We start from the raw sequence: 23,910 nt of genomic DNA on the forward strand, positions 1-23,910 counted from the left end.
ATGAGCGATAGTGACGGCAAAAAGACACTGGGTCTGCGTGGGGGTTCCCGTCCGGGGAACGTGAAACAAAGTTTCAGCCATGGACGGACCAAGAATGTCGTGGTGGAAACCAAGCGCAAACGCGTTGTGGTTCCCAAGCCGGGTGCGGCCAAGGGGGGCAGCGGCGCTGCACCTTCCACATCCGGATCGCGCCGGCCAGCCGGCATCAGCGACGCGGAAATGGAGCGCCGCCTGAAGGCACTGCAGGCTGCAAAAGCCCGCGAAGCTGAGGAAGCCGCGCAGCGCGAAGCCGAAGAAAAAGCCCGCGCTGAAGAGCGTGAGCGCCGCCGGGCCGAGGCTGAAGCCAAGGAGCGCGAGCAGCGCGAAGCGGAAGAGCGCGCGCGTGCTAAAGCCGAAGAAGAAGAGCGTCAGCGTATCGCAGCCGAAGAAGCTGCGAAGCGTGCTGCAGCCGCGCCGGCACCGGAAGCCGCGAAAGCTGAGCGTTCTGCGCCGAATAAGCCTGCCCCTGCTGCAACACCGCGCAAATCCGAACGCGAGCGCGAGCAACGCCCGTCCCGCGGCAAGGGCCGTGACGACAACCGCCGCTCCGGCAAGCTGACTCTGGGCCAGGCAACTGGCGGTGAAGGTAACCGCCAGCGCTCGATGGCAGCCATGAAGCGTAAGCAGGAACGTGCGCGGCAGAAGGCCATGGGAGGCTCGGTTGAGCGTGAAAAGGTTGTGCGCGATGTGCAGCTGCCGGAAACCATTGTGGTATCCGAGCTGGCGAACCGTATGGCTGAACGCGTTGCAGATGTGGTGAAATCGCTCATGCAGATGGGTATGATGGTCACCCAGAACCAGTCGATCGACGCCGATACCGCGGAGCTGATCATCGAGGAATTCGGCCACAAGGTAACCCGTGTTTCCGATGCTGACGTCGAGGACGTGATCAAGGAAGTCGAGGACAAGGAAGACGACCTGAAGCCGCGTCCTCCGGTCATCACCATCATGGGTCACGTCGACCATGGCAAGACATCGCTGCTGGACGCTATCCGAGATGCGCGTGTTGTGGCAGGCGAGGCGGGCGGTATTACCCAGCACATTGGCGCCTATCAGGTGACCACCGAAAGCGGCACGGTGCTGAGCTTCCTGGACACCCCTGGCCACGCGGCCTTTACTTCGATGCGCTCCCGCGGCGCGCAGGTGACGGATATCGTGGTTCTGGTTGTGGCTGCGGATGACGCGGTGATGCCGCAGACCGTCGAAGCCATCAACCACGCCAAGGCTGCGCAGGTTCCGATGATCGTGGCGATCAACAAGATCGACAAGCCGGCAGCCGATCCGACGAAGGTCCGCACCGACCTGCTGCAGCACGAGGTGATCGTGGAGCAGATGTCAGGTGAAGTGCAGGACGTCGAAGTTTCCGCCGTTACCGGACAGGGCTTGGATGAACTGCTGGAAGCCATTGCGCTGCAAGCGGAAATCCTGGAACTGAAAGCCAACCCCGACCGCGCTGCCCAAGGCGCCGTGATCGAGGCGCAGCTGGACGTGGGCCGTGGCCCGGTTGCCACCGTTCTGGTTCAGAACGGCACCCTGCGCCAGGGCGACATCTTTGTTGTGGGTGAGCAGTACGGCAAGGTCCGTGCGCTGATCAACGACAAGGGTGAGCGCGTGCAGGAAGCCGGTCCTTCGGTCCCGGTCGAGGTCCTTGGCCTCAACGGCACCCCGGAAGCGGGTGACGTTCTGAACGTGACGGAGACCGAAGCGCAGGCGCGCGAGATCGCCGCCTACCGCGAGCAGGCCGCCAAGGACAAGCGCGCCGCAGCTGGTGCTGCGACCACGCTGGAGCAGCTGATGGCCAAGGCAAAGGAAGACGAAAACGTCTCCGAACTGCCAATCCTGGTCAAGGCCGACGTGCAAGGTTCCGCCGAAGCCATCGTGCAAGCGATGGAGAAGATCGGCAACGACGAGGTACGTGTGCGCGTGTTGCATTCTGGTGTTGGTGCGATCACTGAAACCGATGTGGGCCTGGCCGAAGCCTCTGGTGCGCCGATTATGGGCTTCAACGTCCGTGCCAATGCTTCGGCCCGCAACACTGCAAACCAGAAGGGTGTGGAGATCCGCTATTACTCGGTGATCTATGACCTGGTGGACGATGTGAAAGCGGCGGCTTCCGGCCTGCTGTCTGCCGAGATCCGCGAGAACTTTATCGGTTACGCCCAAATCAAGGAAGTCTTCAAGGTTACCGGTGTTGGCAAGGTTGCTGGCTGCCTGGTTACCGAAGGTGTCGCCCGCCGTTCGGCTGGCGTGCGCCTGCTGCGCGACAACGTGGTGATCCACGAAGGCACGCTGAAGACCCTGAAGCGCTTCAAGGACGAAGTGTCCGAGGTTCAGTCCGGCCAGGAATGCGGTATGGCGTTCGAAAACTACGACGATATCCGTCCAAACGATGTGATCGAGATCTTCGAACGCGAAGAAGTCACGCGTACGTTGGATTGATAGCTGCGGAAAACGGAATGAATGAGGGCTCTGGTTAGTAACCGGGGCCCTTATTTTCTTACTCGGGTCACTAAGGTGTTCGCAGGAATAAAAGGGCAGCCTTGCAGCTGCCCTTTGCGGCGTTGCCTGGCATGTGTGAGTGGCGGCTCAGGCAGAGGGGGTTACCGGGTGGCCCTTGTATGTTTTGCTACCGACCTGCACCGCTATTTTCCCATCTGGGAATGCCCGTATGAATATGCCCTGAACCAGTGAAAAACTTCCAACCGCGATAGTTCTTAGCATGATCGCCTCATAATCCGCTGTAGTACAGCCTACTGAGTTGGTTTGCTTTTTCAGGTTTGACCAGAATGGTTAACAAAAAGTTCACACGTATTGCCGAGGCGCAGTTAAACACCCGGCAAAAATGTGGGATTTGCCATCGAAAGCCTGGCGTGTGACGGTTCCGGTGTTACCGCTGTGCCGTAGTGTCTGTCGTTTTAGAGCCAGTCGCGCAGGATTGGGATAAGCGGAATATCAGCTGGCGGCATCGCAAAATCGCGAAGGTCCTGCGGGCGGACCCACTTTAACGTTTGACCTTCCTTTGCCTGTGGAATGCCCTCCCATTTTCGGCAAGCAAACAGCGGCATCAGCAAGTGGAAATCCGCATAGGAATGGCTGGCAAAGGTAAGCGGAGCCAGGCAGGAGGCCCAGGTATCAATGCCCAGCTCCTCGTGCAACTCGCGGATCAGTGCGGCCTCCGGTGTTTCACCCGGCTCGATCTTGCCGCCAGGAAACTCCCAAAGGCCAGCCATGGACTTGCCTTCCGGCCGCTGCGCAAGAAGCACGCGTCCATCCGCATCGATGAGCGCAACCGCGGAAACCAGAACTGTTTTCATGACCGGTAATCCGCGTTGATTGAGATGTACTGATGGGTGAGATCGCAAGTCCAAACGGTTGCTGAGCCGCTGCCGAGGCCAAGATCGACCTTTATGGTGATTTCCTGCTTCTTCATCTCCGCCGCGCCTAGCTCCTCATTGTAGCCCGGCGAGACCCAGCCCTTTTCAGCAACTAGAACATCGCCAAAGCGAATCGACAGAAGATCGCGGTCTGCGGCAGCGCCGGATTTACCGATTGCCATCACTACTCGGCCCCAGTTGGGATCCTCTCCGGCTATAGCGGTTTTTACCAAGGGTGAGTTGGCAATTGCCATGCCATGTACTTTGGCATCCTCATTCGAAGCCGCGCCTGTGACCTGAATTTCCACGAATTTTGTGGCGCCTTCACCGTCTCGTACGACCTGGTGCGACAGGTCTAGCATGACCCGTTCCAGTCCAGCCGCAAACTCGGCATTGCCGGTTGCGTCCACGCCAGAGGCGCCAGTAGCGCAGAGCATCAGGCTGTCTGAAGTGGAGGTGTCGCTGTCCACTGTGATGCAATTGAAGCTCCGGTCGCAAATCGCGGCCAGCTGAGCTTGCAGCGCTGCCTGTTCAACCTTTGCGTCAGTGAAGATGTAGACCAGCATTGTCGCCATGTCCGGTGCAATCATGCCGGAGCCCTTGGCAATACCGGCTATTTTGACCGTTTTACCGTCTATGCCAACGGTGGCGCAGGAGCCTTTGGCAAAGGTGTCAGTGGTCATAATGGCTTTGGCGGCACCCTCCAGTGCAGTTTCATCAACGGAGTTGTGCAATTCGCTGATCTTGGCAACGATCCTGTCATGGGGCAGTGGTTCGCCAATCACACCGGTGGAGGCGGTAAAGACCCTTTCTGCCGGAATGCCTGTTCGAGCAGCCACAGCCGAAGTTATCTCCGTAACCGAAGTTTGGCCGTAATGGCCTGTGAAGGCGTTGGAGTTGCCCGAGTTCACCAAAATTGCCGCGCCTGAGTTTGTTGCGCCACCCAGCTTGGCCTGGCAATCCAACACTGGCGCAGAACGGGTCTTGGACCGTGTAAAGACACCAGCGACGGATGTCCCTGGCTCCATGACTGCTAGCATCACGTCTGTACGGCCTTGGTATTTGACTCCGGCAGCTGCGGACGCAAATCGCACACCCTTGATCACGGGAAGGTCGGGAAAGCCGGCAGGCGCCAGCGGCGAAACGGGCATGGATTTGGCCATGATCAATTCCTAACCAGGCTAAGGTCTTTGAGAATGGCCGGGTCCAGATCCTCGATCTCAGGCCGTTCAATTTCTGCGGCAGCTGTCAGTTCGTTCACCCGGTCCTCAACCGCTTTCTGGCGCAGTTCACCGGCCAGTTCGGCACGCACTTCTTCGAACTCGGGCGCTTCCGTTTTGCGGCGCTGGTTCAACAGGATAATATGCCAGCCGAACTGTGTCTGGACCGGACCGGAGACCTCGCCCGAACGCAGTTTCAGGACAGCCTGTTCGAACTCAGGCACCATGCGGCCTGTGGTGAACCAACCTAGATCGCCTCCATTGGGGCCGGAAGGTCCGGTGGAGCGTTCCTTGGCCAGAGTGGCAAAATCAGCGCCTGCATCCAGCTCAGCCTTTACGTCCAGTGCGTCCTCTTCACTTTCGACCAGGATATGGGCCGCATGAAACTCGTCACCGCCTTCACCGGTGGAGTATTTCTCGTCATAGGCTGCCCGCAGCTGGTCCTCGCCGCTGGCTCTGTCCATGACCGTTTCGATCACATCCGCTGCCAGCATCGCGCGTTCCTCGTTTTCAACTGCAAGCTCGACGTAGTGGGGCACTTCGCCACGTAGTTGCTGTTTAAGCGCGGTCTGCTGGACAAGCTGGTCGAGAATAGCGTTGTAGAGCACCTCGTCGGGCAGTTGTTTGTACTGCTCCGGCAAATTTTCGCGCGCCATGACCATGTGGCCGATGGTGATTTCTTCACCGTTGACGGAGGCAACCACTGTATTGGCGTGCGGCGCTGCTGATACGGCTAGCGGCAGCGCAGCACTGGCGGCAATCGCCATACCGCGCAGAAATGTGAGACCTTTACGCATTGAAACCTTCCTATTCCCCGGCCGCAAGGGGCCGTGCCGTTGACACTCTATACCCTGCCGCTTACATCGCCTTGAGGCCATTGGCAGGACCGTCTTTGCACCATTGTTTATGGGTTGCGGACACGGCGGGCAAGCCTGCCCGATGCAAAGGCCGGACATAGGATCGCTGGAGAAGATATGCTGGGTTTCGGAACACTCGCCAAAAAGGTTTTCGGCACGCCGAACGACCGTAAAGTCAAGGCGACACGGCCGCTGATTGCGCAGATCAACGGGCTGGAAGATGAGTTCGCGAAGCTCAGCGATGATGGGCTGATTGCTAAGACCGAAGAACTTCGCAAACGGGCGCTGGACGGTGAAAGCCTGGACGCGCTGCTGCCCGAAGCCTTTGCCAATGTGCGTGAGGCCGCAAAGCGGGCCCTGGGCCTGCGTGCCTTTGACACCCAGCTGATGGGCGGAGTCTTTCTCCATCAGGGTAACATTTCCGAGATGAAGACGGGCGAGGGTAAGACACTAGTGGCGACCTTCCCGGCTTACCTGAACGCGCTGACCGGCAAGGGCGTGCACGTGGTTACTGTGAACGAATACCTGGCCAAGCGCGACAGCGAATGGATGGGCAAGGTGTTTGCTCAGTTGGGTATGACCACCGGCGTGATCTGGTCGGGCCAGCCCGATGCTGAGAAGATGGCCGCCTATCAAAGCGACGTCACCTATGCGACGAACAACGAGCTGGGTTTCGACTACCTGCGCGATAACATGAAACCTTCGCTGGATCAGGTGTTCCAAAAGCAGCACAACTTTGCGATCGTCGACGAGGTGGATTCAATTCTGATCGACGAGGCCCGCACCCCGCTGATCATCTCCGGTCCGGCAGAGGACCGTTCGGAGCTGTACTCTACCATCGACAAAGTGATTCCGCTGCTGGCGGAAGACCACTATGAGATCGACGAGAAGACACGCGGCGTGACCTTCACGGAGGATGGCAACGAATATCTGGAACAGGTCCTGCGTGAGCATGGGCTGCTGGAGTCTGAGGCGTCGCTATACGACCCCGAAAGCACCACAGTGGTGCACCACGTGAATCAGGCGCTGCGTGCACACAAGCTGTTCCAAAGGGACAAGGACTATATCGTCCGCGACGGCCAGGTGGTTCTGATCGACGAATTCACCGGCCGGATGATGCCGGGCCGCCGATTGTCCGAAGGCCTGCATCAGGCCATCGAAGCCAAGGAAGACGTTCAGATCCAGCCGGAGAACACCACGTTGGCCTCCGTCACCTTCCAGAACTACTTCCGTCTCTATGAAAAGCTGTCCGGTATGACCGGCACGGCGATGACCGAGGCTGAGGAATTTGCCGAAATTTATGGTCTTGGTGTGGTAGAAGTGCCGACCAACCGACCGATTGCCCGGGCAGACGAGGACGATCAAGTCTACCGCACCGCCCGTGAAAAATACGAAGCGATGATCAAGGAAGCCACGAAGGCGCATGAAAAGGGCCAGCCGGTCCTTTTGGGCACCACCTCGATCGAGAAATCCGAACTGCTGAGCCAGATGCTGCAGCACGAAGGTATTCCGCATAACGTTTTGAACGCCCGCCACCACGAGCAGGAAGCGCAAATTGTCGCCGATGCCGGCCGCTTTGGCGCGGTGACTATCGCCACCAACATGGCTGGCCGTGGCACCGACATTCAGCTCGGCGGCAACGTGGAGATGAAGGTACTGGAGGCGCTGGCGGCAAACCCAGAAGCCGATCCAGCAGAACTGCGTGCGGCTGAAGAAGCCAAACACGCGGAAGAGAAGCAAAAGGTGCTGGATGCTGGCGGTCTGTTCGTAATGGCGTCTGAGCGGCACGAAAGCCGCCGCATCGACAATCAGCTGCGCGGCCGCTCCGGCCGTCAGGGCGACCCGGGCCGCACGCGCTTCTATCTCAGCCTCGAAGACGACCTGATGCGCATCTTCGGTTCCGAGCGTCTGGACAAGCTGCTGTCGTCTCTGGGCATGAAAGAGGGTGAAGCGATCATCCACCCCTGGGTGAACAAGTCGCTGGAACGCGCTCAGGCCAAAGTCGAGGGCCGCAATTTCGACATGCGCAAAAATGTTTTGAAATTCGACGACGTGATGAACGATCAGCGTAAGGTGATTTTCAAGCAGCGCCGCGAGATCATGGCGGCAGAAGACTTGTCTGAAATCACCAATGACATGCGCCATGAGGTGATCGACGATCTGCTGGATGTTCACATGCCGCCCAAGACCTATGCTGACCAGTGGGATACACAGGGTTTGCAGGAACAGGTCCGCGAAATGCTGTCCATTGATGCTCCGGTAGCCGATTGGGCCGCGGAGGAAGGTGTCGACGACGAGCAAATCCGCGAGCGGCTGGTAGATGCGTCAGACAAGATGATGGCGGAGAAGGCTGAGGCCTTTGGTCCGGAGAACATGCGGAACATCGAGAAGCAGGTGCTGCTGCAGACCATCGACAAGAAATGGCGCGAGCACTTGCTGACGCTGGAGCATCTGCGTTCGGTCGTAGGTTTCCGCGGCTATGCGCAGCGCGATCCCTTGAACGAGTACAAGAACGAAAGCTTCCAGCTGTTTGAGAGCATGCTTGACAGTTTGCGGGAGGAAGTCTCCCAGCAGCTCAGCCGGGTGCGTCCGATGACTGAGGAAGAGCAGCAGCAGATGCTGATGGAGATGGCTGCGCGCCAGGCAGCCATGCAGCAGATGGCGGCACAGGCTTCGGGGGCAGAGGCCCCGACGGAGGCTGCGGCTCCCGGTTTTGTTGAAGATGATCCTTCGACTTGGGGAAATCCTTCGCGCAACGACAAGTGCCCTTGCGGATCCGGCAAGAAGTTCAAGCACTGCCACGGCAGCCTAGCCTAACTGATACACTTAAGTCGCCTAGTATCAATTATCGGAGGCACGCTTAGAAGCAAAAGGGGGGGGAGTGCCCCTACAGGTTTTCTCAACTTACGGCCTTGGCTTGAAGTGGCGCTGCATTTGCGTGCAGCGCCATAGCTGTCTTTAAAAGGAGAGATAAGGCCGAGCCGGAACGCCCGCAGCGCAGCTAAGTGCGTCTGTATTGTTTCCTAGCGAGCAACGAAGATGGGAGAATTGCCGGATTCTCTCCTGTATGCGGCCACAAACTGGCCGTCTTTTCCGGGCAGGCTTCCTCCACCAAGCTGGTTCAGGAGGTGCCCATGCTGACGAAACAGGTGATGCTGACAAGTGCGCTGACGCTGGCATGCGCCTTGGGGATCGGGGTCTATATGCAGGCATTCGGAACAGACCGTGAAGCCGGTTCTGCCCTTAAAGCTGCCGCTGCCGGTGCTGAATTGCCATCGGAACCTAGCTGGGCGGAACTGCAAATCGAAAAAATTGCTTTGACCTCTGCAAATCCAGCATCTGCCCGGGAATCTGCGGACCACCAGAGTTCAGAGCCGGAGCCTGAGAGCTCTTGCCGTATGACAGCCGCAGCCAAGGCAGCTCCGCTGGCGATGGTTGCTTTCTCGGTTGATGCTGCATGCCGCGCAAACGAACGCCTTACTGTGCACCACAGTGGTATGAGTTTTACTGTCTCTCTGGACGAAGCCGGGCGCTATGAAGGGCTTGTGCCGGCCTTAACTCAGACGGCAGTCTTTATCGCTGAAATTTCCGGTGGCGCAGGTGCGGTTGCTGTCGTCGAAGTTCCCGATATTGGGGCTGTGGAACGTGTGGTCGTACAATGGAGTGGCCACAGTGGGATTGAACTGCACGCGCGGGAATTTGGAGCTGCTTACGGCAGTGCGGGTCATGTCTGGCACGGTGCAGGCGACCAAGCCGGGATTGGCCGGGTCATGCGGCTCGGCGATGAAAGCCAGTTAGCACCGCGCATTGCCGAGATGTACAGCCTGCCGTCCAGATTGCCCGGACAGGACGGGAGAGTTTCCTTGACCGCCGAGGCCGAAATTACCGCCAGAAATTGCGGGCGGGATATCTATGCTCAGGCGCTGCAGCTGCATAGCGGCAGACTCAGCAGCCGTGATCTGGTTATGGCAATGCCGGATTGCGATGCACAAGGCAGTTTTCTGGTGTTGAATAATCTGATGGAAGACCTGAAGATTGCCGCCAACTGATTTGCGGTAATTTCAGGTATCAACATGACCTTCTTCCGTGCGGCCGTTTGCGCCGCACTTTTTCTGGCAGCTCTTGCGCGCGCACTCGCGGCCCAGGACGTCACATTGTCTTCCCCGGACGGCGCCGTTGAAATCACAGGCACTCTGCTGGGTTTTGATGGTGAGTTCTACCGGGTGCAGACTCAATTCGGCGAACTGACTGTTGATGGGTCAGGTGTTTCCTGTGACGGGCCGGGGTGTCCAAGCCTGTCTGGATTTGTTGCGGAGATCACTTTCGCCGGTTCCTCTGCGATGTCGGAAGTTCTGCTGCCTGCGCTGATCGAGGGATTTGCACTGCGCAATGGGTATCAGACGCGCAGGGAAGCTCTTCCTGCAGGGAACTTCAGCCATGTGCTTTTGCGCGGGCAGAAGCCTGCTGCGCGGTTCACTTTTGCTGCCAGCAATACTGACGCAGGATTTGCGGCTCTCATCGCGGATGAGGCGGATATTGCTATGGCGCTTCGGGAAATACGTCCCCTTGAACGCAAGGCTGCACGGGCGGCAGGTTTAGGGGATCTAACAGGGGTGGGACGCAGCCGTGTGCTGGCGCTGGATGCCTTTGTGCCAGTGGTGGCGCCGAGCAATCCGGTGCGCGAAATCACTCTGCCGCAGCTGGCTGGCATCTTGTCAGGACAAATCACCAATTGGCGGGAGCTTGGCGGCCCCGATGCTCCCGTTTCGATCCATATGCCGGTGTCCGCTTCCGGTTTGTCTCAGGCGGTCGAAGACAAGCTGATGAACCCATCCGGGACTGCGTTTACTTCTGCCATCCAGAGACATGACCGCAGCAGCTTGCTGGTCCGTAGGGTGATGATTGACCCCTTTGCCATAGGTATCGCTAGCTATGCTGAGAAAGGCGCAGCCCGGGTTCTGACGCTGACTGGGCCCTGCGGATTTTTCCTGCAAGCCGGCCGTCGGGCAGTGAAAACTGAGGACTACCCGCTGACAGTTCCGATGTTCCTGTACCTGCCGGCCCGGCGTCTTCCCAAAGTGGCGCGGGACTTTCTCGCCTATGTGCGCGGACCGGCAGCGCAGGCAGTGATCCGCCGTGCCGGATTTGTGGATCAGGCTCCAGAACTGATCCCGGTCAGCCGTCAAGGCAACCGGCTTGCTAATGCCATTCAAGCAGCGGAAGAAAACGGCGGCCTGGCGGAATTGCAGCGTTTGGTGACTGAGTTGGGTGGAATGCGGCGGCTGACCGTCTCTTTCCGTTTCGAACCTGGCTCCTCGCGCCCGGACGCTCAGTCCCGCTCCAACATTGAGCAACTGGCCAGGGCGCTGGAAGCAGGGGAGTTTGACTCAAAGGAAGTTATCTTTGCAGGATTTTCAGATGGTGTTGGGCCCGCGGCAGGCAACCGGCAAATTGCGTTGAAGCGGGCTGGAGCGGTACGTGATGCGGTGATCAAGGCCGCGGAAACAGCAGACACTGGCCGTGTCAAAATCCGAGCTGAAGGATTTGGTGAAGTTTTGCCAATGGCCTGTGATGACAGCGATTGGGGCCGCCAGATCAATCGCAGGGTAGAGGTCTGGGTGCGCTAGAAAAGAGTATTTAAGAAATTGGTCAACAGTTTGCCGCTGGCTAGGCTGTTGTTGTTCCGAGAAGATAGCGGTAGTCGCGAAGAACTGTCTGCAGCAGTTTAAACCGATTCACTCAACTAGCTAGCTAACCGAGTGGCCCACAGCAGCGGCTGGTCGAAGTTATACATTACAAGTTTTCCATCCCCGGTGACCTCCACACGGTTGGTTAGGCTGATCTGTTGCATGAACTCCCGTTCGGTAATCATGATTGCTTCATCGCACAGCCCTCCACCGATTTGGAACGGTGAGAACATAAAGTTCTCGAGGTCAGGGCCGAAAGTTGTGGTGAAGCTCCGGCAAGGGCTGGAGCCGTAGAGTGTGCCATCTTCGAAATCAAATCGCAGATTTTCAGATGGGTCCAGATCGACGTCCTTAACCTTCTGGACGATCCAGGCACCGTCGAGATCTGCTGCCGTGGTTGTGACCATGGGTATTCCTCCGCTTTGTCCGCTCCCGCCATCAGAGGCAAATGAGAAAACGGCCAACCCGACGCAAACCCCTGAAAACGCCGTAAGAAACACGGCGCCGGCTAAGCGCGAACCCCTCACGTGCCACAACCAGTCGGTCGGATAATCATTTATGCCTCTCTTTAATGCACATGGACCTTTAGTCTGCGCAGCCAGCCAGAATTGACAAGAAAAAATCTTGCTGGAATCCGGCTTCTATGCAACGCTTGATGGTGGCAGAGATAACCTACTGTTTTAAAATAGTTTTTAGTCCTGGGAGTGTCCCCATGCCACTTGACGCATCCGCCGCAAAAGAAATCAAACAGCAGATGACACTCGCCCGCAAACGCGCGTTGTCCTTCGGGTTGTGCTTTGGCAAGAAGATCGAGAATTCGGTGTTCCTCACTCACAAGACCAAGGCTGCCAAGGTGCTGGGCAAGCAAGCGAAATCCGATGGCGAAACCCCGCAGTTCAGCTTCGGCACCCTGAAGCTGGACGGCAAGGAACTGTCGATGTCGGTCGAGGGCAAGATCGTGCCTGGCATGGCCCGCAAGGCCAAGAAGATGTTCATGGTGGTCGGGCTCAAGTACAAGATCCTTATTCTCGACCCCTCCGGCAATGTCGTCGAGTCGGAGGCCGATGATGAGGATGAAACGGCAGAGGACGTCCCCCAGGCCGCCCCGGCCGCCAGCGGCGACACCGCCACCGAAGCGTCGGCTGAGGCGCCGGCCGCCCCCTCCGCCGAACCGGATCCGGCAGAGGCCAAGTGGAAAACCACCGCTGCCAAGGTCGAGACCAACATGGCGAAGCTCCGCGACATCGCCGGCATCGACCTCTCCAAGGCAGAGACGCTGTGGAAGGCGATCCAGGCCAAGGCCGAGGGCAGCGGCTTTACCGCCGCGCTGGAGCATATCGCCAAGCTCTCCGCCGAGATGAAGACCGCCGCTCAGGATGCCGCCGCCCGCGCCAAGCGGCAGAGCCTGCTGGAAGGCAAGTGGCAGCAGGCGGCAGCCAAGCTGGAGCCGCTGATCGATGAGGTGCTGGCACTGAAGACTGCGCAGTCGGAGAAGATTGAAACCGTCTGGACCCAAATCAAGGCCCGCGTGGCCGCCAGCCCGCCGGATTATGAGGGCGCGCTCAAGGCAGTCGGCCCGCTGGCGCAGGCGATTTCCAAGGCCCGCCAGACCGCCACCGATGCAGGCGGCGGGGAGGCGGCTCCTGCCAGCACCGAGGCAGCAGCAGGCGGTGATACCGCGACCGCAACCAAACCCGAAGCCCCGGCCAAGGCGCCGGAACAGGCCGCACCACCCTCCGGCGACACCGGCAGCGAGACCGGGGACGCCACCGTCGACGAACAGATCGCCCGGATCGAGGCCGCGCTCAAAGCACTAAAGGACGGGCCGGTCAAGACCTACAACACCATGGTGCCGGAAGCGGTCAGCCAGACCCCTGACAAGTGGAAAGCCGCGCTCGACAAGGTTGCGGCGCTGGCCGCGCAGGCCAAGGCCAAGCCCGAGGATGCCAGCGGCGCCAAGCTGGATGCCGGCGAAAAGGCGCTGGACGCTCTGGAAAAGGCGGTTGCCGCCGACACTCAGGCCAAGACCGCGTTCCAAAAGGCTCTGGAAATCTTCGATCTGCGCATGGTGCCTCTGACCAGCCACCCCAAGGCCACGGCGCCCGAAATCGCACCTGAAATCACCCGCATTACCGGACTGCGCACCGCCGCGGCGGACAAGGCCAAAGCGCATGATCTGAAAACGGCCACCGCCGACTTGACTGCGGCCGAAGCGGAGATTGCCAAGGCCGAAATCCTGGCCGATGAGTTCGCCCATTTCATGGCGCTCGATCCCGACCGCAAGGCGCTGGCCGACGCGGCCCGCGGCGTAACAGTCGGCGATCCGGCAGTGGATGACGCCGCGCGCGAGATGGAGCGGCTTTATGATGCCGCGCAGCAGGACAAGGCCGCCAAGAAATTCAAGGATGGCATCCAGAAGCTGGACGAAGTCGCCAAGGTCTATGAACGAACCGCCAAGGTGCGCAAACAGCGCAAGCTGTATGAGGACTGGCGCCCCAAGGTCAAACAGTGGATCGACCACTGGGCGGGCCTCACAGCGGCGATCAAGAACCTGCTCAAGGATAAGTTGGACGAGGCCAAGGGTTATTACACCGATTCAGATGTTGCCACGAGCAAGGATTACACCGAGTCGATCAAGCTACTCAGCAAGTTCTGGGGCCTCCTGCCCTTCCTCAAAAAGGAAATCCCGGTTGTTCAGCAGTATGCTCCGAAGCTGACGGCCTTTGAGGCCAAGCTGAAAGAGTTCAAAGACCACGATGGTGCTTCGGGCATTCAGGTGATCATCCTCAAGATGGAGGCGGATCTCGCCTCGGCAAAGGCCGAAGCGGTGCTGCACAAGTACTCCACCGCCCTGACCCTGCTGGACGCCACCCAGGGCGATTGGCCCGCTGCGACCGCCCAAGCGGACGCCTGTAAGGCCTACAAGGAAAAACGCGTGGCAGTTCAGGGCAAGATCGACCCGCTCAAGAACGTGCCGCAGGCTGCAACCATGCTGGAAGATGCCAAGGCCCTGATGGCCGAGGCGGCAGCAGCGGCGCTGAAGCTGGACTTCACCACCGCCAGCAACTGTGTGGCAGATGCCGAGAAACGCGCCGACAGCGCCAAGGCCGCGGCAGAGGCCGCTGTGGAGCTGGGCGGGATGACAGACACCGCCGCGCTCGACGATCTGAAGAAGAAGTGGGATCCGGCCTTCAAGGTCTTCACCGATATCCGCGACAAGGTGGTCGCAGCCGATACCGGCAATGACTTCACCGCGCTGATCGCCAAGGCTCAATTGCCCGCCGCGGAGGCCGAAAAAGCCAAGACGGCCAAGAAGTTCGATGATGCCCGGGCGCACCTGGACAGCGCCATCTCAAATCTCAAGATGGCAATGGTGCTGATCCACCAGCACCGCGCCTACGGCGAATTGAAGGCCTCTTTGGCGGCGCAGATTGCGGCGCTGGCACCGCTGAGCGATGCCAATTGCCTGCAGCCGCATATCGACGACGCTAACAAACTGAGCGGCGAAGCGGACGATCTGATCAAGCCGGAAGGCTATGATTATAAGGGTGGTGAGGCAAAGATCGCCGCCGCGCGCAAGATTGTAGAGCAAGCCCGCGCCGATGGCGAGCTGTTCAAAACCATCAAGGCGGACCGCACCAAGGCCGCTGCTATCATCGCCAAGATCACCACCGAAGGCGGCGATGTCGAAGCCCAGCTGACCCACCGCAAGACTGAAGTCCAGGACCTGCTCGACGAAAGCACCACCAAGCAGACCGCCCGCGATTTCAAGGGTGCCGCGGAGAAGGCCAAGGCGGCGGCGGGCTGGGCGAAAGCAACGGACGAGGATCTGAAAAACCTGAAAACCGTGCTGGGCTGGGAAACCCCCTTCTTCAAGACGCCCCGCGCTACCCTGATCGGCCCCGGCAAGGAGGCCGGAGTGCATCAGATCGCCCGTGCTGATGCGGATTTCGCCAAGTATGAGGCGATGAAGGCTGCGCATACCTATTCTGCCGCGCTGCGGATGTTCGAAAAGGCGTATCAGAAGATTGAGGCCTGCAAGCTGCTGATCGCGGCAGCGGCCCCCTATAATCAGAGCGTGACAGATGCCCAAGCGGCGGTGGATGCGCTGGCACCGGAAAACAACGATGCTACCAAAGACCGGATCAAGGCGATGGCGGACCGGCTCACGGCCGCCAAACTGGACCTCGCACGGACCGATCTGGACAGCAACGACTATACCCAGGCGATCAAGCTCTTGAAGCAAATCACCGAAGACGCCAAGGCGCTGCTGCAATCCATCAAGGGGTCTTCCGATTATGAACCCGCCCGCGCCGCTGCCGAGGCCAAGCTGGCCGAAGCCAGGGGCCACAAGCACGCAGACGCGATCCAGGCCCACTTGACCCGGCTGACAGCGAAATACGACAACTTGGTCAAGCTGGCCCCTAGCGATTACGCCACCGCCAAGACTATGGCCGAGGAAGTCACGAAATCCGCCGAGGAGGCAATCAGCTCCGCCAATACCCACGGTATCCTCGAAGCGGTGAACTCCGCCATCGGCGGCGACGAGGACAGCGCCCCCTGGTGGCCGCAGGTGCAGGCGGCGAAACTGTCGATCAAGGCAGTGGGCAGCCGCGACAACGCGGACGTCGCCAAGCCCCATTTGGACACCGCCAATACCGAGATTGAGAACTGCCAGAAGGACGGGCTGGACGCCAAGACCGCCAAGGGCCATCTCAAGGCAGCGCTGGAGGCCTGCAACACTGCCAATGAGGTAATCTCGCAATATGCCTTCATCGCGCAGGAAATCGTCCGCGCCCGCGCCGCCCTGCCGCCGGTTACCGGCCACGCTGAGGCGGCCTATGTGAAGGATGAGACGGACGCGGTTGAAAAACTGCTGGATGGAGCCGAAACCGCGGCCAAGGGCGGCCAGAACTATGCCAAGGTCAGCAGCGATATCGAGGCGGCCATTGCCCAGACCAAGATCGCGCTGGAAATGGCGGGGCAGCACAAGCAATACAAGGAGCTGCGCGCCAAACCGGAGGTCGAGCCGCGCCTGGCAGTGCTGGAAAAACACGAGCACCGCTACGCTATCAAGCCCAGTATCGACACTATGCGCAAGAAGCTGGGTGATGCTGCGGCAGCTGTGGCCGGCAAGAAGCCGGGCGAGGGCGTCAAGCTTCTGGAGGAGGCCCGCGCCATTGGCACCAGCGCCTTTGTGATGGCGGAAATGCGCGCCAACACTCCGCCCAAGGAAGACGACATCAAGGAAATCCTGTCGCGCCCCAATGGCACGGCTGAACTGGACGCAATGATCGACAACCTGGAGCCGGAAGCTCAGCGTGCCGTGGTCAAGGTCGCGTTCAAGGCGCGTTTTGGATGCGATATCAAGAACTTCAGCAACGAGAACCTGGCCCCGGCCTCGGAAATTGCCGATAACAACCTGAAAGGGCCGAACATCGTCGCCTTCTACAAGGCGATGCAGGACCTGCCGCTGGATCACACGCTGAACAACGACTCGCTGCAAAGCTTTGCGGTGAACGAGGCCGCCAAGGGCGGTTCCAAGTACCAAAGCGACAAGAAGCGGATCGTGATGCACGAAGGCGATGCCGGGGCCTCGCCCAATTACGCCTTTGGTAGCGACGATGCGGTCGGCAGCCTGGACGATGCCGCCACCCCGGAAGAGCGCGCAGAGCTGGAGAAATGCAAACCCGCCAACGAGGAACCGGTCACCTTCTTCAACTGGAACACCCTGCATGAGGTCGGCCATGCGGTCGACGACAAGCAGAGCTTCATGAAGAACAACGGCAAGAAGAAGGACTTTGGCGGCTGGACCGAACACGGCATGGATATTTCTGGCATCGCAGACAAGATTGCCAAGAAATTCAGCTATGATACGGCCTATGTCACTGAATACATGGCCCATAACAAAAGCGCCCATGTGCCGCCCAGGCCGGAGGATGAAACCTGCTCGGATGAGGACTGGGAAAGCCGCCGGATCAAGATGGAGGCCTTTGTCGATATGGCCTCGGAACCGGCCAAGCCCTGGTCCAGCATGGCCACCGCCAAGAAGCTGGCAATCGGCGGGGTGGTCTATCAGGAAAGCTACCCCAACAGCTGGAACTCCTATCTGCTCAGCGAGCGCGCCAAGGGGATCACCGGCTACCAATTCCGGGCGCCGGGGGAGTGGTTCTCGGAGCTGTATGCCGCCTTTCATTCCGGCAAGCTGAAGCCGAACCACCCTGCCGTTGGCTGGCTGGAAAAACTCTGACCTGTTGAAAGGCTTCTGACCGATGTCCCTATTTCACCCCGTCAATCTGGTCTGCCCGCAGTGCGAGGCGCCGGTGACCATGATGGCCGTGGGCAGCGTAAACGCCGACCGGCGGCCTGACCTGCGCGACGATATCCTGCAAGACCGGTTTCAGGACTGCGCCTGCGATGCCTGCGGCGAAAGCTTCCGGCTGCAGCCTCAGTTCAACTATCTGGATGCAGGCCGCGGCCAGTGGATTGCCGCGATGCCTGCCAGCCGCCTGCGCGACCATCTGGAACTGGAGGATGAGGCCAGGGAGCTGTTCGGCGCCAGCTATGGTGCCAGCGCCCCGGCGGCGGCCCGCGACGTCGGCAGCGGCCTGGCGGCGCGCCTCACTTTCGGCTGGCCTGCAGTGCGGGAGAAGCTGCTGATTAAGCAACTGGGACTTGATGACGTGATCGTCGAAATGATGAAGCTGCACATCCTACGCAGCGTGGAAACGGTTCCGCTGGCAGAAGGCATCGAACTGCGTCTGACCGAAGCGGATGAAGAGGAAGACAGCTATGTGTTCGCCTGGCTGGAAACGGCGTCAGAGCAATACCTTGAATACATGACCGTCCCGGCAGAGCTCTACCGTGCCATCCAGGGCAACCCGGAGGGCTGGGCCGCCGTCCGCGGGCGGCTGGACAACGGTTATTTCGTGGACATGCAGAAGCTGTACATGGGCGAAGGGCGCCAGGCAGAGTGATCTAGTTCTGTCTGACCAGGCAAGCGTCACGAGTTCAGGTCAGTTTTGAGTAAATAGGTTTCAGCTAAGGGCAGCCAGACGTTCCTGCAGAACAGGTCTTCTGGCAAGGCCTGCAGCTTTGCTCATGGGGGAAACCTTCAGGGATGGCATGCACTGGTGCGGTCTGCAATAATGCCGGCTGGACGGTCCGGCGTCTGCGCAGAAATCAAGCCTTGACCGGGTACCGGAACCCGGCAGTCCAGGTAACCCCGGAAGCAGACCAATGAGCCAGCAAACTGTTCTTGTTACCGGGTCTTCCGGCTTTATCGGCTACCATCTGTGCCAGCGGCTGTTAGCAGACGGGTTTCGCGTCGTTGGCATTGACAACCTGTCTGACTACTACAGTGTCCAGCTCAAGCGGGACCGCCAGGAGATGCTGGAACGGCATCCGGCTTTCAGCGTCATCAACCGCAGCATCGAAGAGCGCGGTGTCATGATGGAACTTTTCTCGGCGCACAGGCCTGACTTTGTGGTGCATTTCGCGGCCCAGGCTGGGGTACGTTATTCGATCGAAAACCCGCGTTCTTATCTAGATAGCAACATAACCGGCACCTTTGAGATCCTGGAGGCCGCTCGCGCCTATCCACCGCGGCACATGCTGCTGGCCTCCACTTCCTCGGCTTTTGGCGCCAACACCGAGATGCCCTACAAGGAGACCCAAAAGGCCGATCACCAGATGTCCTTCTATGCCGCAACCAAGAAGGCGACGGAGAACATGGCGCATTCCTATGCGCATCTGTTTGAACTTCCGGTCACCATGTTCCGGTTTTTTACAGTCTATGGTCCCTGGGGACGGCCGGACATGGCGCTGTTCAAATTCACCAAGGCGATCCTCGAAGGGAAGCCGATTGATGTTTACAATTACGGCGACATGAAGCGGGATTTCACCTATGTCACCGATTTGGTCGAAGCGATCCGGCTGCTGCTGGATGCCGTTCCGCAACGCCGGCCGGACGGTGTTGTGCCGGAGGGCGACAGCCTGTCGCCTGTAGCACCGCATCGTGTGGTCAACATCGGCAATTCTGAATCCGTGCGGCTGACCGCCTTTATCGAGGCGATCGAGGCGGCTACCGGGCGTAAGGCAGAACAGAACCTGATGCCGATCCAAGCCGGTGATGTTCCGGCGACTTGGGCGGATGCTTCGCTGCTTCACAGGCTCACGGGATACAAACCTCAAACTGCCGTGGCTGAGGGCGTAGAGCATTTCGTCAACTGGTACCGGGAGTATTATGACGCTCCATTCCCTGCAAAAGACGGCAGCTAAAGCGGTCTGTGCGGCACCACGGGAAAGGGCAAGTCCAATAAGGCAGTTGGTGCCGTTATCGGAGCAATGCCTGACGACTATGCTGGCTGTGTGATTTGGAAGGAAGCCGTTGACGCGAGTGACCTTGGTCATGTTGAAGACAATCAAAGGTTTATAGCCGATGGTTTTGTAGTTCTGTTTTGAGGGGCTGGCTACAGGCCGCTAAGCAAGAGGAATTTCCGATGAATAAAGTTCTGTTTCCACTTCCAGAGACACTGGTCGTTCCAGTGATGGGAGAGGAGGCTGGCTACCAGGTGGGGCGGATCTTTTGTGTTGGACGCAACTATGCAGCACATGCCGCCGAGATGGGTAACGAAGTGGACCGGGAAGCGCCGTTCTATTTCACCAAGGCGGCTGCCAATGCTGTTCTGACGGATGAAGTTGTGCCTTATCCTCCGGGTACAGATGACTTTCACTATGAAATGGAGCTTGCGGTGGCAATCGGGGCATCGGTTTTCCGGGCCGGGCCGGCAGAAGCAGCGGCTTCCGTATTTGGCTATGGCTGTGCATTGGATATGACCCGGCGTGACCTGCAAATTCGGGAGCGAAAGAAACAGCGGCCATGGGATCTGGGGAAAGATCTGGAGAATGGCACCGTGTTGGCCCCGATGAGCAGGGCGGGTGATTGGGAGGGTCCGGCAGACCAGCAGATCTGGCTGGAGGTGAATGGGGAGATCAGGCAGGACGCTACGCTGGCGGAGATGATCTGGTCTGTGACTGACATCATTGGTCACCTATCGGGGTTCTATCATCTGCGGCCGGGCGACATAATCCTGACTGGCACACCTGCCGGTGTCGGAGCGGTTCAGACTGGCGATCGGATTCGTGGAGGGGTGGACGGGCTTGCGCCGGTTGAGCTGACATTGGCTGCTGCGGAATGACGCAGGATGTCCCGTGCCGCGATAGTTGTTGCCATGCGGCGGTTTCCATATGTATCAATTTGGATGTGATTTATGGCCGTTTCGTAACGTATTGAATGGTGAATCCCGCTGACAATGGGGCGAGCGGACAGATTTCATGAGTAAAAAATGCATAATCTGCTGTTGATGGTTACAAACGCACCTAATAGCAGGGAAGCAGTCGGTTCGTTAAACGAACCCGAATGAGGGTTCTGACGGCAGAAACGGAAAGAAAATCGCCGGGCGCCGCAGCAATCTTGCGACGGTGGAGGTCCGGTAAATGATTTGGTCAAAGGGAGGACACACATGACCACTCGCAGAAAGCTTTTGGGGGCAGCGGGCGCAGCGGCCCTGGCGGTGTTTGGCGCGATGCCGGCATTTGCCCAGGAAGTGACCTTGAAACTGCACCAGTTCCTGCCGGCGCAGGCAAACGTGCCGAAACTGATCCTGGATGTCTGGGCGGACAATGTCGAGGAAGCCTCGGGCGGGCGGATCAAGATCGACCGCTTCCCTTCGATGCAGCTGGGCGGCAAGCCGCCGGAGCTGATGGATCAGGCCATTGACGGCGTGGCCGACATCGTCTGGACCGTGGTGGGATACACGCCTGGCCGCTATCCCTCGACCGAAGTGTTCGAACTGCCGTTCATGATGACCAATGCGCGCGCTGTTTCACATGCCTATTGGGAAATGTTCGACAAGCACATGAAGGACACTGAGTTCAAGGATGTGCACATCCTGGGCACCTGGGTGCATGGTCCCGGCATGATCCACACATCCGATCCGGTGGAAACTCCTGAGGATCTGGAGGGGATGAAGATCCGTGGCGGCGGCCGCTCGGTCAACGCGCTGCTGACAGAACTGGGCGCAACCCCGGTTGGGATGCCGGTTCCGGCGATCCCGGAAGGCCTGTCCAAGGGCGTGATCGACGGCACCACCATTCCGTGGGAAGTGACCGCGGCGCTGAAGGTTCCGGAGCTGGTCGAGAACCACACCGAGTTCACCGGCAAGGCGCTTTATACCCTCACCTTTGTTCTGGCGATGAACAAAGATAAGTATGAAAGCCTGCCGGATGATCTGAAGAAGGCCATCGACGACAACTCCGGCCTGGAGTTCTCGGTCTTTGCCGGCGGCACTCAGGCGGATTCGGATGGCCCCTCGCGCGAGATGGCGCTGGATCTGGGCAACAACGTCATCACTCTCGACGAAGAACAGACCGCTATCTGGCGAGAGCGTGCGCAGCCGATTTACGACCAGTGGATCGCTGACATGAAGGAAAAAGGCATCGACGGTGCCGCGCTGATCGAAGAAGCCAGCGGGCTGATCGAGAAATACACGCCGCAGTACCAGTAAGGCGTTTGAATTGATAAAAGTGAAGGGCCGCGCGGCATTGGCACTGCGGCCCTTTGCATACCGGAACAAGGCAACTGAACCATGCACAAGCTCATGATGCGGCTGGCCAAATCAATGGCCTACCTGGGCGGTGCAGTCCTCACTCTTCTGATCATTCTGACATGTGTTTCAATCGCTGGGCGCTTGCTCAACGGTTTCTTCCATGGCGATTTGATGGAGCGGATTGCGCCCGGGTTTTCGAAATGGATGACAGGCTGGGTCGGGCCAGTGAACGGCGACTTTGAACTGGTCGAAGCGGGCGTGGCCTTTGCTATTTTCGCCTTTCTGCCACTGTGCCAGATCACTGCAGGGCATGCTTCTGTTGATGTGGTGGCAAATGCCTTTCCGCGCGGCGTGAAGCGTTTCCTGCGAATGGTGACCGAAGTGGTCTTTGCTGCGGTTCTGGTGCTGATTGCCTGGCGGCTGGCAGACGGGCTTGCAGGCAAATACGCCAACGGCGAGACCTCCTTTTTGCTCGAGTTCCCGGTTTGGTGGGCCTACGCCATCAGCCTGCTGGCGGCGGTCGTCGCGGCCATCGTCGGGATCTACATGGGTGCCGTGCGCACCATCGAATTCTTTACCGGCCGCATCCTGATCTGGGACGGCGTGGAGGGTGAACAGTGACAGCTCTTGAAATTGGCATCGCCTCCTTCCCGGTTTTGATGCTCTTGATCTTTTTGCGGGTGCCTATCGGGCTCTCAATGTTCCTTGTTGGCCTTGGCGGGCTGATCTGGGTGACAGACGGAACGCAGGTGGCGTTTGGCCGCTTGAAAAGTGAGACCTATACAACCTTTTCCTCCTACTCGCTAACCATTGTGCCGATGTTCCTGCTGATGGGGCACTTTGCGACGCTGGGCGGCATGTCCACCGCGCTGTTCAAGGCGGCGGAAGGGTTTTTAGGCCACCGGAAGGGCGGTGTCGCCATGGCGGCCATCGGCGCCTGTGCCGGCTTCGGTGCGATCTGCGGCTCTTCGCTGGCGACGGCTGCCACCATGGGCCGGGTCGCTCTGCCCGAGCTGAAGCAATATGGCTATGCCGGCGGGTTTTCTACTGCAACCTTGGCGGCAGGCGGCACCTTGGGCATCCTGATCCCGCCCTCGGTGGTGCTGGTGATCTATGCCATCCTGACCGAGCAGAACATTGCCAAGCTGTTCCTGTCGGCCTTCATTCCGGGCCTGCTGGCGGCACTGGGCTATGTGATTGCGATATCCGTCTATGTGCGCCTGTTTCCGGAAAGCGCGGGCACCCGTCCACCGGTTCCAATGCGCGACCGCTTTGCCGCGCTGTTCCACGTCTGGCCGGTGCTGCTGGTTTTTGGCCTTGTTGTCGGCGGTATTTACCTGGGCTGGTTCACCCCGACCGAAGGCGCTGCTGTGGGGGCCTTTGGCACCGGGTTCATCGCCTGGACAAATGGCGGGCTGAACCGCGAGACGCTGGCGGACAGCTTCCTTGTAACGGCGCGGTCCACCGCGATGATCTTCTTCATCGTGCTGGGCGCAGGCTTTTACAACGGGTTCCTGGCGCTGACCAAGGTGCCGCAGGAGTTGGCAGACCTAGTCGTCAGCCAAGGCTTCAGCCCCTGGATGGTGCTGGCTCTGATCCTTGCCTTCTACCTGGTGTTTGGCTGCCTGATGGACTCGCTCTCGATGATCCTGCTGACGATTCCGATCTTCTTCCCGGTTATCTCTGCCTTGGACTTCGGCCTGCTGTCCCTGCCCGCGATGCAGGCGGATGCGGCGATGGAGGTTCTGAAAGCTGGCGTGCCTGAAGGGATGGGGGCTGAGATGCTGGCCTCTATACAGGATGCCATCGCCACTGGTGCCGAACTGACCCGCGAGCAGATGAAGGAACTGGGCATCCGCGTCACAGAAGGCCGGGTAAACCGGATCGAGGCGGAGTATGTCGCCATCTGGTTTGGCGTGCTGGTGCTGATCGTTGTTGAAGTGGGCCTGATCACTCCGCCAGTTGGTATGAACCTGTTCATCATCAACGCGATGGACCGCAAGACCCGGATGATCGACACCTACAAGGCGGTGATGTTCTTCGTCGCTTCCGACATCATCCGGGTGATCATCCTAGTGGCGTTCCCGGTGATTACTCTGCTGCCGCTGATGCTTATGCAGTAA

General features: G+C 59.2%; 15 protein-coding genes. 11 read left to right on the forward strand and 4 right to left on the reverse strand.

Going from position 1 to position 23,910, the window contains the following annotated elements; all coding sequences use genetic code 11:
- A complete protein-coding gene (gene infB / locus RA25_RS10570) occupies window positions 1–2,478 on the forward strand; it encodes a translation initiation factor IF-2 (RefSeq protein ID WP_039172096.1) in 2,478 nt (825 codons plus the stop codon).
- Between the two features lie 476 nt (window positions 2,479–2,954).
- On the opposite strand, the gene mutT is transcribed toward infB, so the two are convergent.
- From mutT to RA25_RS10585, 3 genes are read right to left on the reverse strand one after another with little or no spacing between them, the layout of a single operon-like run.
- Window positions 2,955–3,353: an 8-oxo-dGTP diphosphatase MutT gene (mutT, locus tag RA25_RS10575; protein WP_019295264.1), complete on the reverse strand. Its 399-nt coding sequence runs from the start codon at window positions 3,351–3,353 to the stop codon at window positions 2,955–2,957.
- The gene (gene argJ, locus RA25_RS10580; RefSeq protein WP_039172099.1) at window positions 3,350–4,576 is read right to left on the reverse strand and encodes a bifunctional glutamate N-acetyltransferase/amino-acid acetyltransferase ArgJ; all 1,227 of its coding nucleotides are present in this window, start codon (window positions 4,574–4,576) and stop codon (window positions 3,350–3,352) included. The genes mutT and argJ overlap by 4 nt, the downstream gene beginning before the upstream one ends.
- Window positions 4,577–4,578: 2 nt before the next feature.
- The gene (locus RA25_RS10585) at window positions 4,579–5,430 is read right to left on the reverse strand and encodes a foldase protein PrsA (protein ID WP_039172101.1); all 852 of its coding nucleotides are present in this window, start codon (window positions 5,428–5,430) and stop codon (window positions 4,579–4,581) included.
- Between the two features lie 177 nt (window positions 5,431–5,607).
- Between RA25_RS10585 and secA the strand changes: the two genes are divergently transcribed.
- The 3 genes from secA to RA25_RS10600 all read left to right on the forward strand — a co-directional run bounded on the left by secA (window position 5,608) and on the right by RA25_RS10600 (window position 11,117).
- A complete protein-coding gene (secA, locus tag RA25_RS10590; protein WP_039172104.1) occupies window positions 5,608–8,307 on the forward strand; it encodes a preprotein translocase subunit SecA in 2,700 nt (899 codons plus the stop codon).
- 317 nt (window positions 8,308–8,624) lie between these two features.
- Window positions 8,625–9,539: a hypothetical protein gene (locus RA25_RS10595; protein WP_039172107.1), complete on the forward strand. Its 915-nt coding sequence runs from the start codon at window positions 8,625–8,627 to the stop codon at window positions 9,537–9,539.
- 24 nt (window positions 9,540–9,563) lie between these two features.
- A complete protein-coding gene (locus RA25_RS10600; protein ID WP_039172110.1) occupies window positions 9,564–11,117 on the forward strand; it encodes a phosphate ABC transporter substrate-binding/OmpA family protein in 1,554 nt (517 codons plus the stop codon).
- 116 nt (window positions 11,118–11,233) lie between these two features.
- On the opposite strand, the gene RA25_RS10605 is transcribed toward RA25_RS10600, so the two are convergent.
- Window positions 11,234–11,584, reverse strand: a complete 351-nt coding sequence (locus RA25_RS10605) for an META domain-containing protein (RefSeq protein ID WP_039147615.1) — start codon at window positions 11,582–11,584, stop codon at window positions 11,234–11,236.
- Window positions 11,585–11,889: 305 nt separating this feature from the next.
- On the opposite strand from RA25_RS10605, the gene RA25_RS10610 reads away from it, so the two are divergent.
- The 7 genes from RA25_RS10610 to RA25_RS10640 all read left to right on the forward strand — a co-directional run bounded on the left by RA25_RS10610 (window position 11,890) and on the right by RA25_RS10640 (window position 23,910).
- Window positions 11,890–17,427 (forward strand): hypothetical protein, encoded by a 5,538-nt coding sequence (locus tag RA25_RS10610; RefSeq protein ID WP_152612183.1) that lies wholly within the window; start codon window positions 11,890–11,892, stop codon window positions 17,425–17,427.
- Between the two features lie 22 nt (window positions 17,428–17,449).
- A complete protein-coding gene (locus RA25_RS10615; protein ID WP_019295256.1) occupies window positions 17,450–18,154 on the forward strand; it encodes a CpXC domain-containing protein in 705 nt (234 codons plus the stop codon).
- A 262-nt stretch (window positions 18,155–18,416) separates the two neighbouring features.
- Window positions 18,417–19,457 carry an NAD-dependent epimerase/dehydratase family protein gene (locus RA25_RS10620; RefSeq protein WP_039172113.1) on the forward strand — a complete coding sequence of 347 codons (1,041 nt, stop codon included), beginning with the start codon at window positions 18,417–18,419 and terminating at the stop codon, window positions 19,455–19,457.
- Window positions 19,458–19,678: 221 nt separating this feature from the next.
- Complete coding sequence (locus RA25_RS10625; protein ID WP_039172114.1) at window positions 19,679–20,377, forward strand: fumarylacetoacetate hydrolase family protein; 699 nt, start codon at window positions 19,679–19,681, stop codon at window positions 20,375–20,377.
- 324 nt (window positions 20,378–20,701) lie between these two features.
- Window positions 20,702–21,745, forward strand: coding sequence for a TRAP transporter substrate-binding protein (locus tag RA25_RS10630; protein WP_039172117.1), 1,044 nt, complete (start codon window positions 20,702–20,704; stop codon window positions 21,743–21,745).
- A gap of 81 nt (window positions 21,746–21,826) precedes the next feature.
- Complete coding sequence (locus RA25_RS10635; protein ID WP_039172119.1) at window positions 21,827–22,408, forward strand: TRAP transporter small permease; 582 nt, start codon at window positions 21,827–21,829, stop codon at window positions 22,406–22,408.
- On the forward strand, window positions 22,405–23,910 hold the full coding sequence (locus RA25_RS10640) for a TRAP transporter large permease (RefSeq protein ID WP_039172122.1): 1,506 nt from the start codon (window positions 22,405–22,407) through the stop codon (window positions 23,908–23,910). The genes RA25_RS10635 and RA25_RS10640 overlap by 4 nt, the downstream gene beginning before the upstream one ends.

The organism is Leisingera sp. ANG-S5, assembly GCF_000813925.1.
Classification (GTDB): Bacteria; Pseudomonadota; Alphaproteobacteria; order Rhodobacterales; family Rhodobacteraceae; genus Leisingera.

Excerpts from the sequence above, each read along its gene's own strand:
- RA25_RS10630 (WP_039172117.1), top strand. The coding sequence starts at position 20,702 with ATGACCACTCGCAGAAAGCTTTTGGGGGCAGCGGGCGCAGCGGCCCTG.
- argJ (WP_039172099.1), bottom strand. The coding sequence starts at position 4,576 with ATGGCCAAATCCATGCCCGTTTCGCCGCTGGCGCCTGCCGGCTTTCCC.
- RA25_RS10635 (WP_039172119.1), top strand. The coding sequence starts at position 21,827 with ATGCACAAGCTCATGATGCGGCTGGCCAAATCAATGGCCTACCTGGGC.
- RA25_RS10585 (WP_039172101.1), bottom strand. The coding sequence starts at position 5,430 with ATGCGTAAAGGTCTCACATTTCTGCGCGGTATGGCGATTGCCGCCAGT.
- RA25_RS10610 (WP_152612183.1), top strand. The coding sequence starts at position 11,890 with ATGCCACTTGACGCATCCGCCGCAAAAGAAATCAAACAGCAGATGACA.
- RA25_RS10595 (WP_039172107.1), top strand. The coding sequence starts at position 8,625 with ATGCTGACGAAACAGGTGATGCTGACAAGTGCGCTGACGCTGGCATGC.
- RA25_RS10620 (WP_039172113.1), top strand. The coding sequence starts at position 18,417 with ATGAGCCAGCAAACTGTTCTTGTTACCGGGTCTTCCGGCTTTATCGGC.
- RA25_RS10625 (WP_039172114.1), top strand. The coding sequence starts at position 19,679 with ATGAATAAAGTTCTGTTTCCACTTCCAGAGACACTGGTCGTTCCAGTG.
- RA25_RS10615 (WP_019295256.1), top strand. The coding sequence starts at position 17,450 with ATGTCCCTATTTCACCCCGTCAATCTGGTCTGCCCGCAGTGCGAGGCG.
- mutT (WP_019295264.1), bottom strand. The coding sequence starts at position 3,353 with ATGAAAACAGTTCTGGTTTCCGCGGTTGCGCTCATCGATGCGGATGGA.
- RA25_RS10600 (WP_039172110.1), top strand. The coding sequence starts at position 9,564 with ATGACCTTCTTCCGTGCGGCCGTTTGCGCCGCACTTTTTCTGGCAGCT.
- RA25_RS10605 (WP_039147615.1), bottom strand. The coding sequence starts at position 11,584 with ATGGTCACAACCACGGCAGCAGATCTCGACGGTGCCTGGATCGTCCAG.
- infB (WP_039172096.1), top strand. The coding sequence starts at position 1 with ATGAGCGATAGTGACGGCAAAAAGACACTGGGTCTGCGTGGGGGTTCC.
- secA (WP_039172104.1), top strand. The coding sequence starts at position 5,608 with ATGCTGGGTTTCGGAACACTCGCCAAAAAGGTTTTCGGCACGCCGAAC.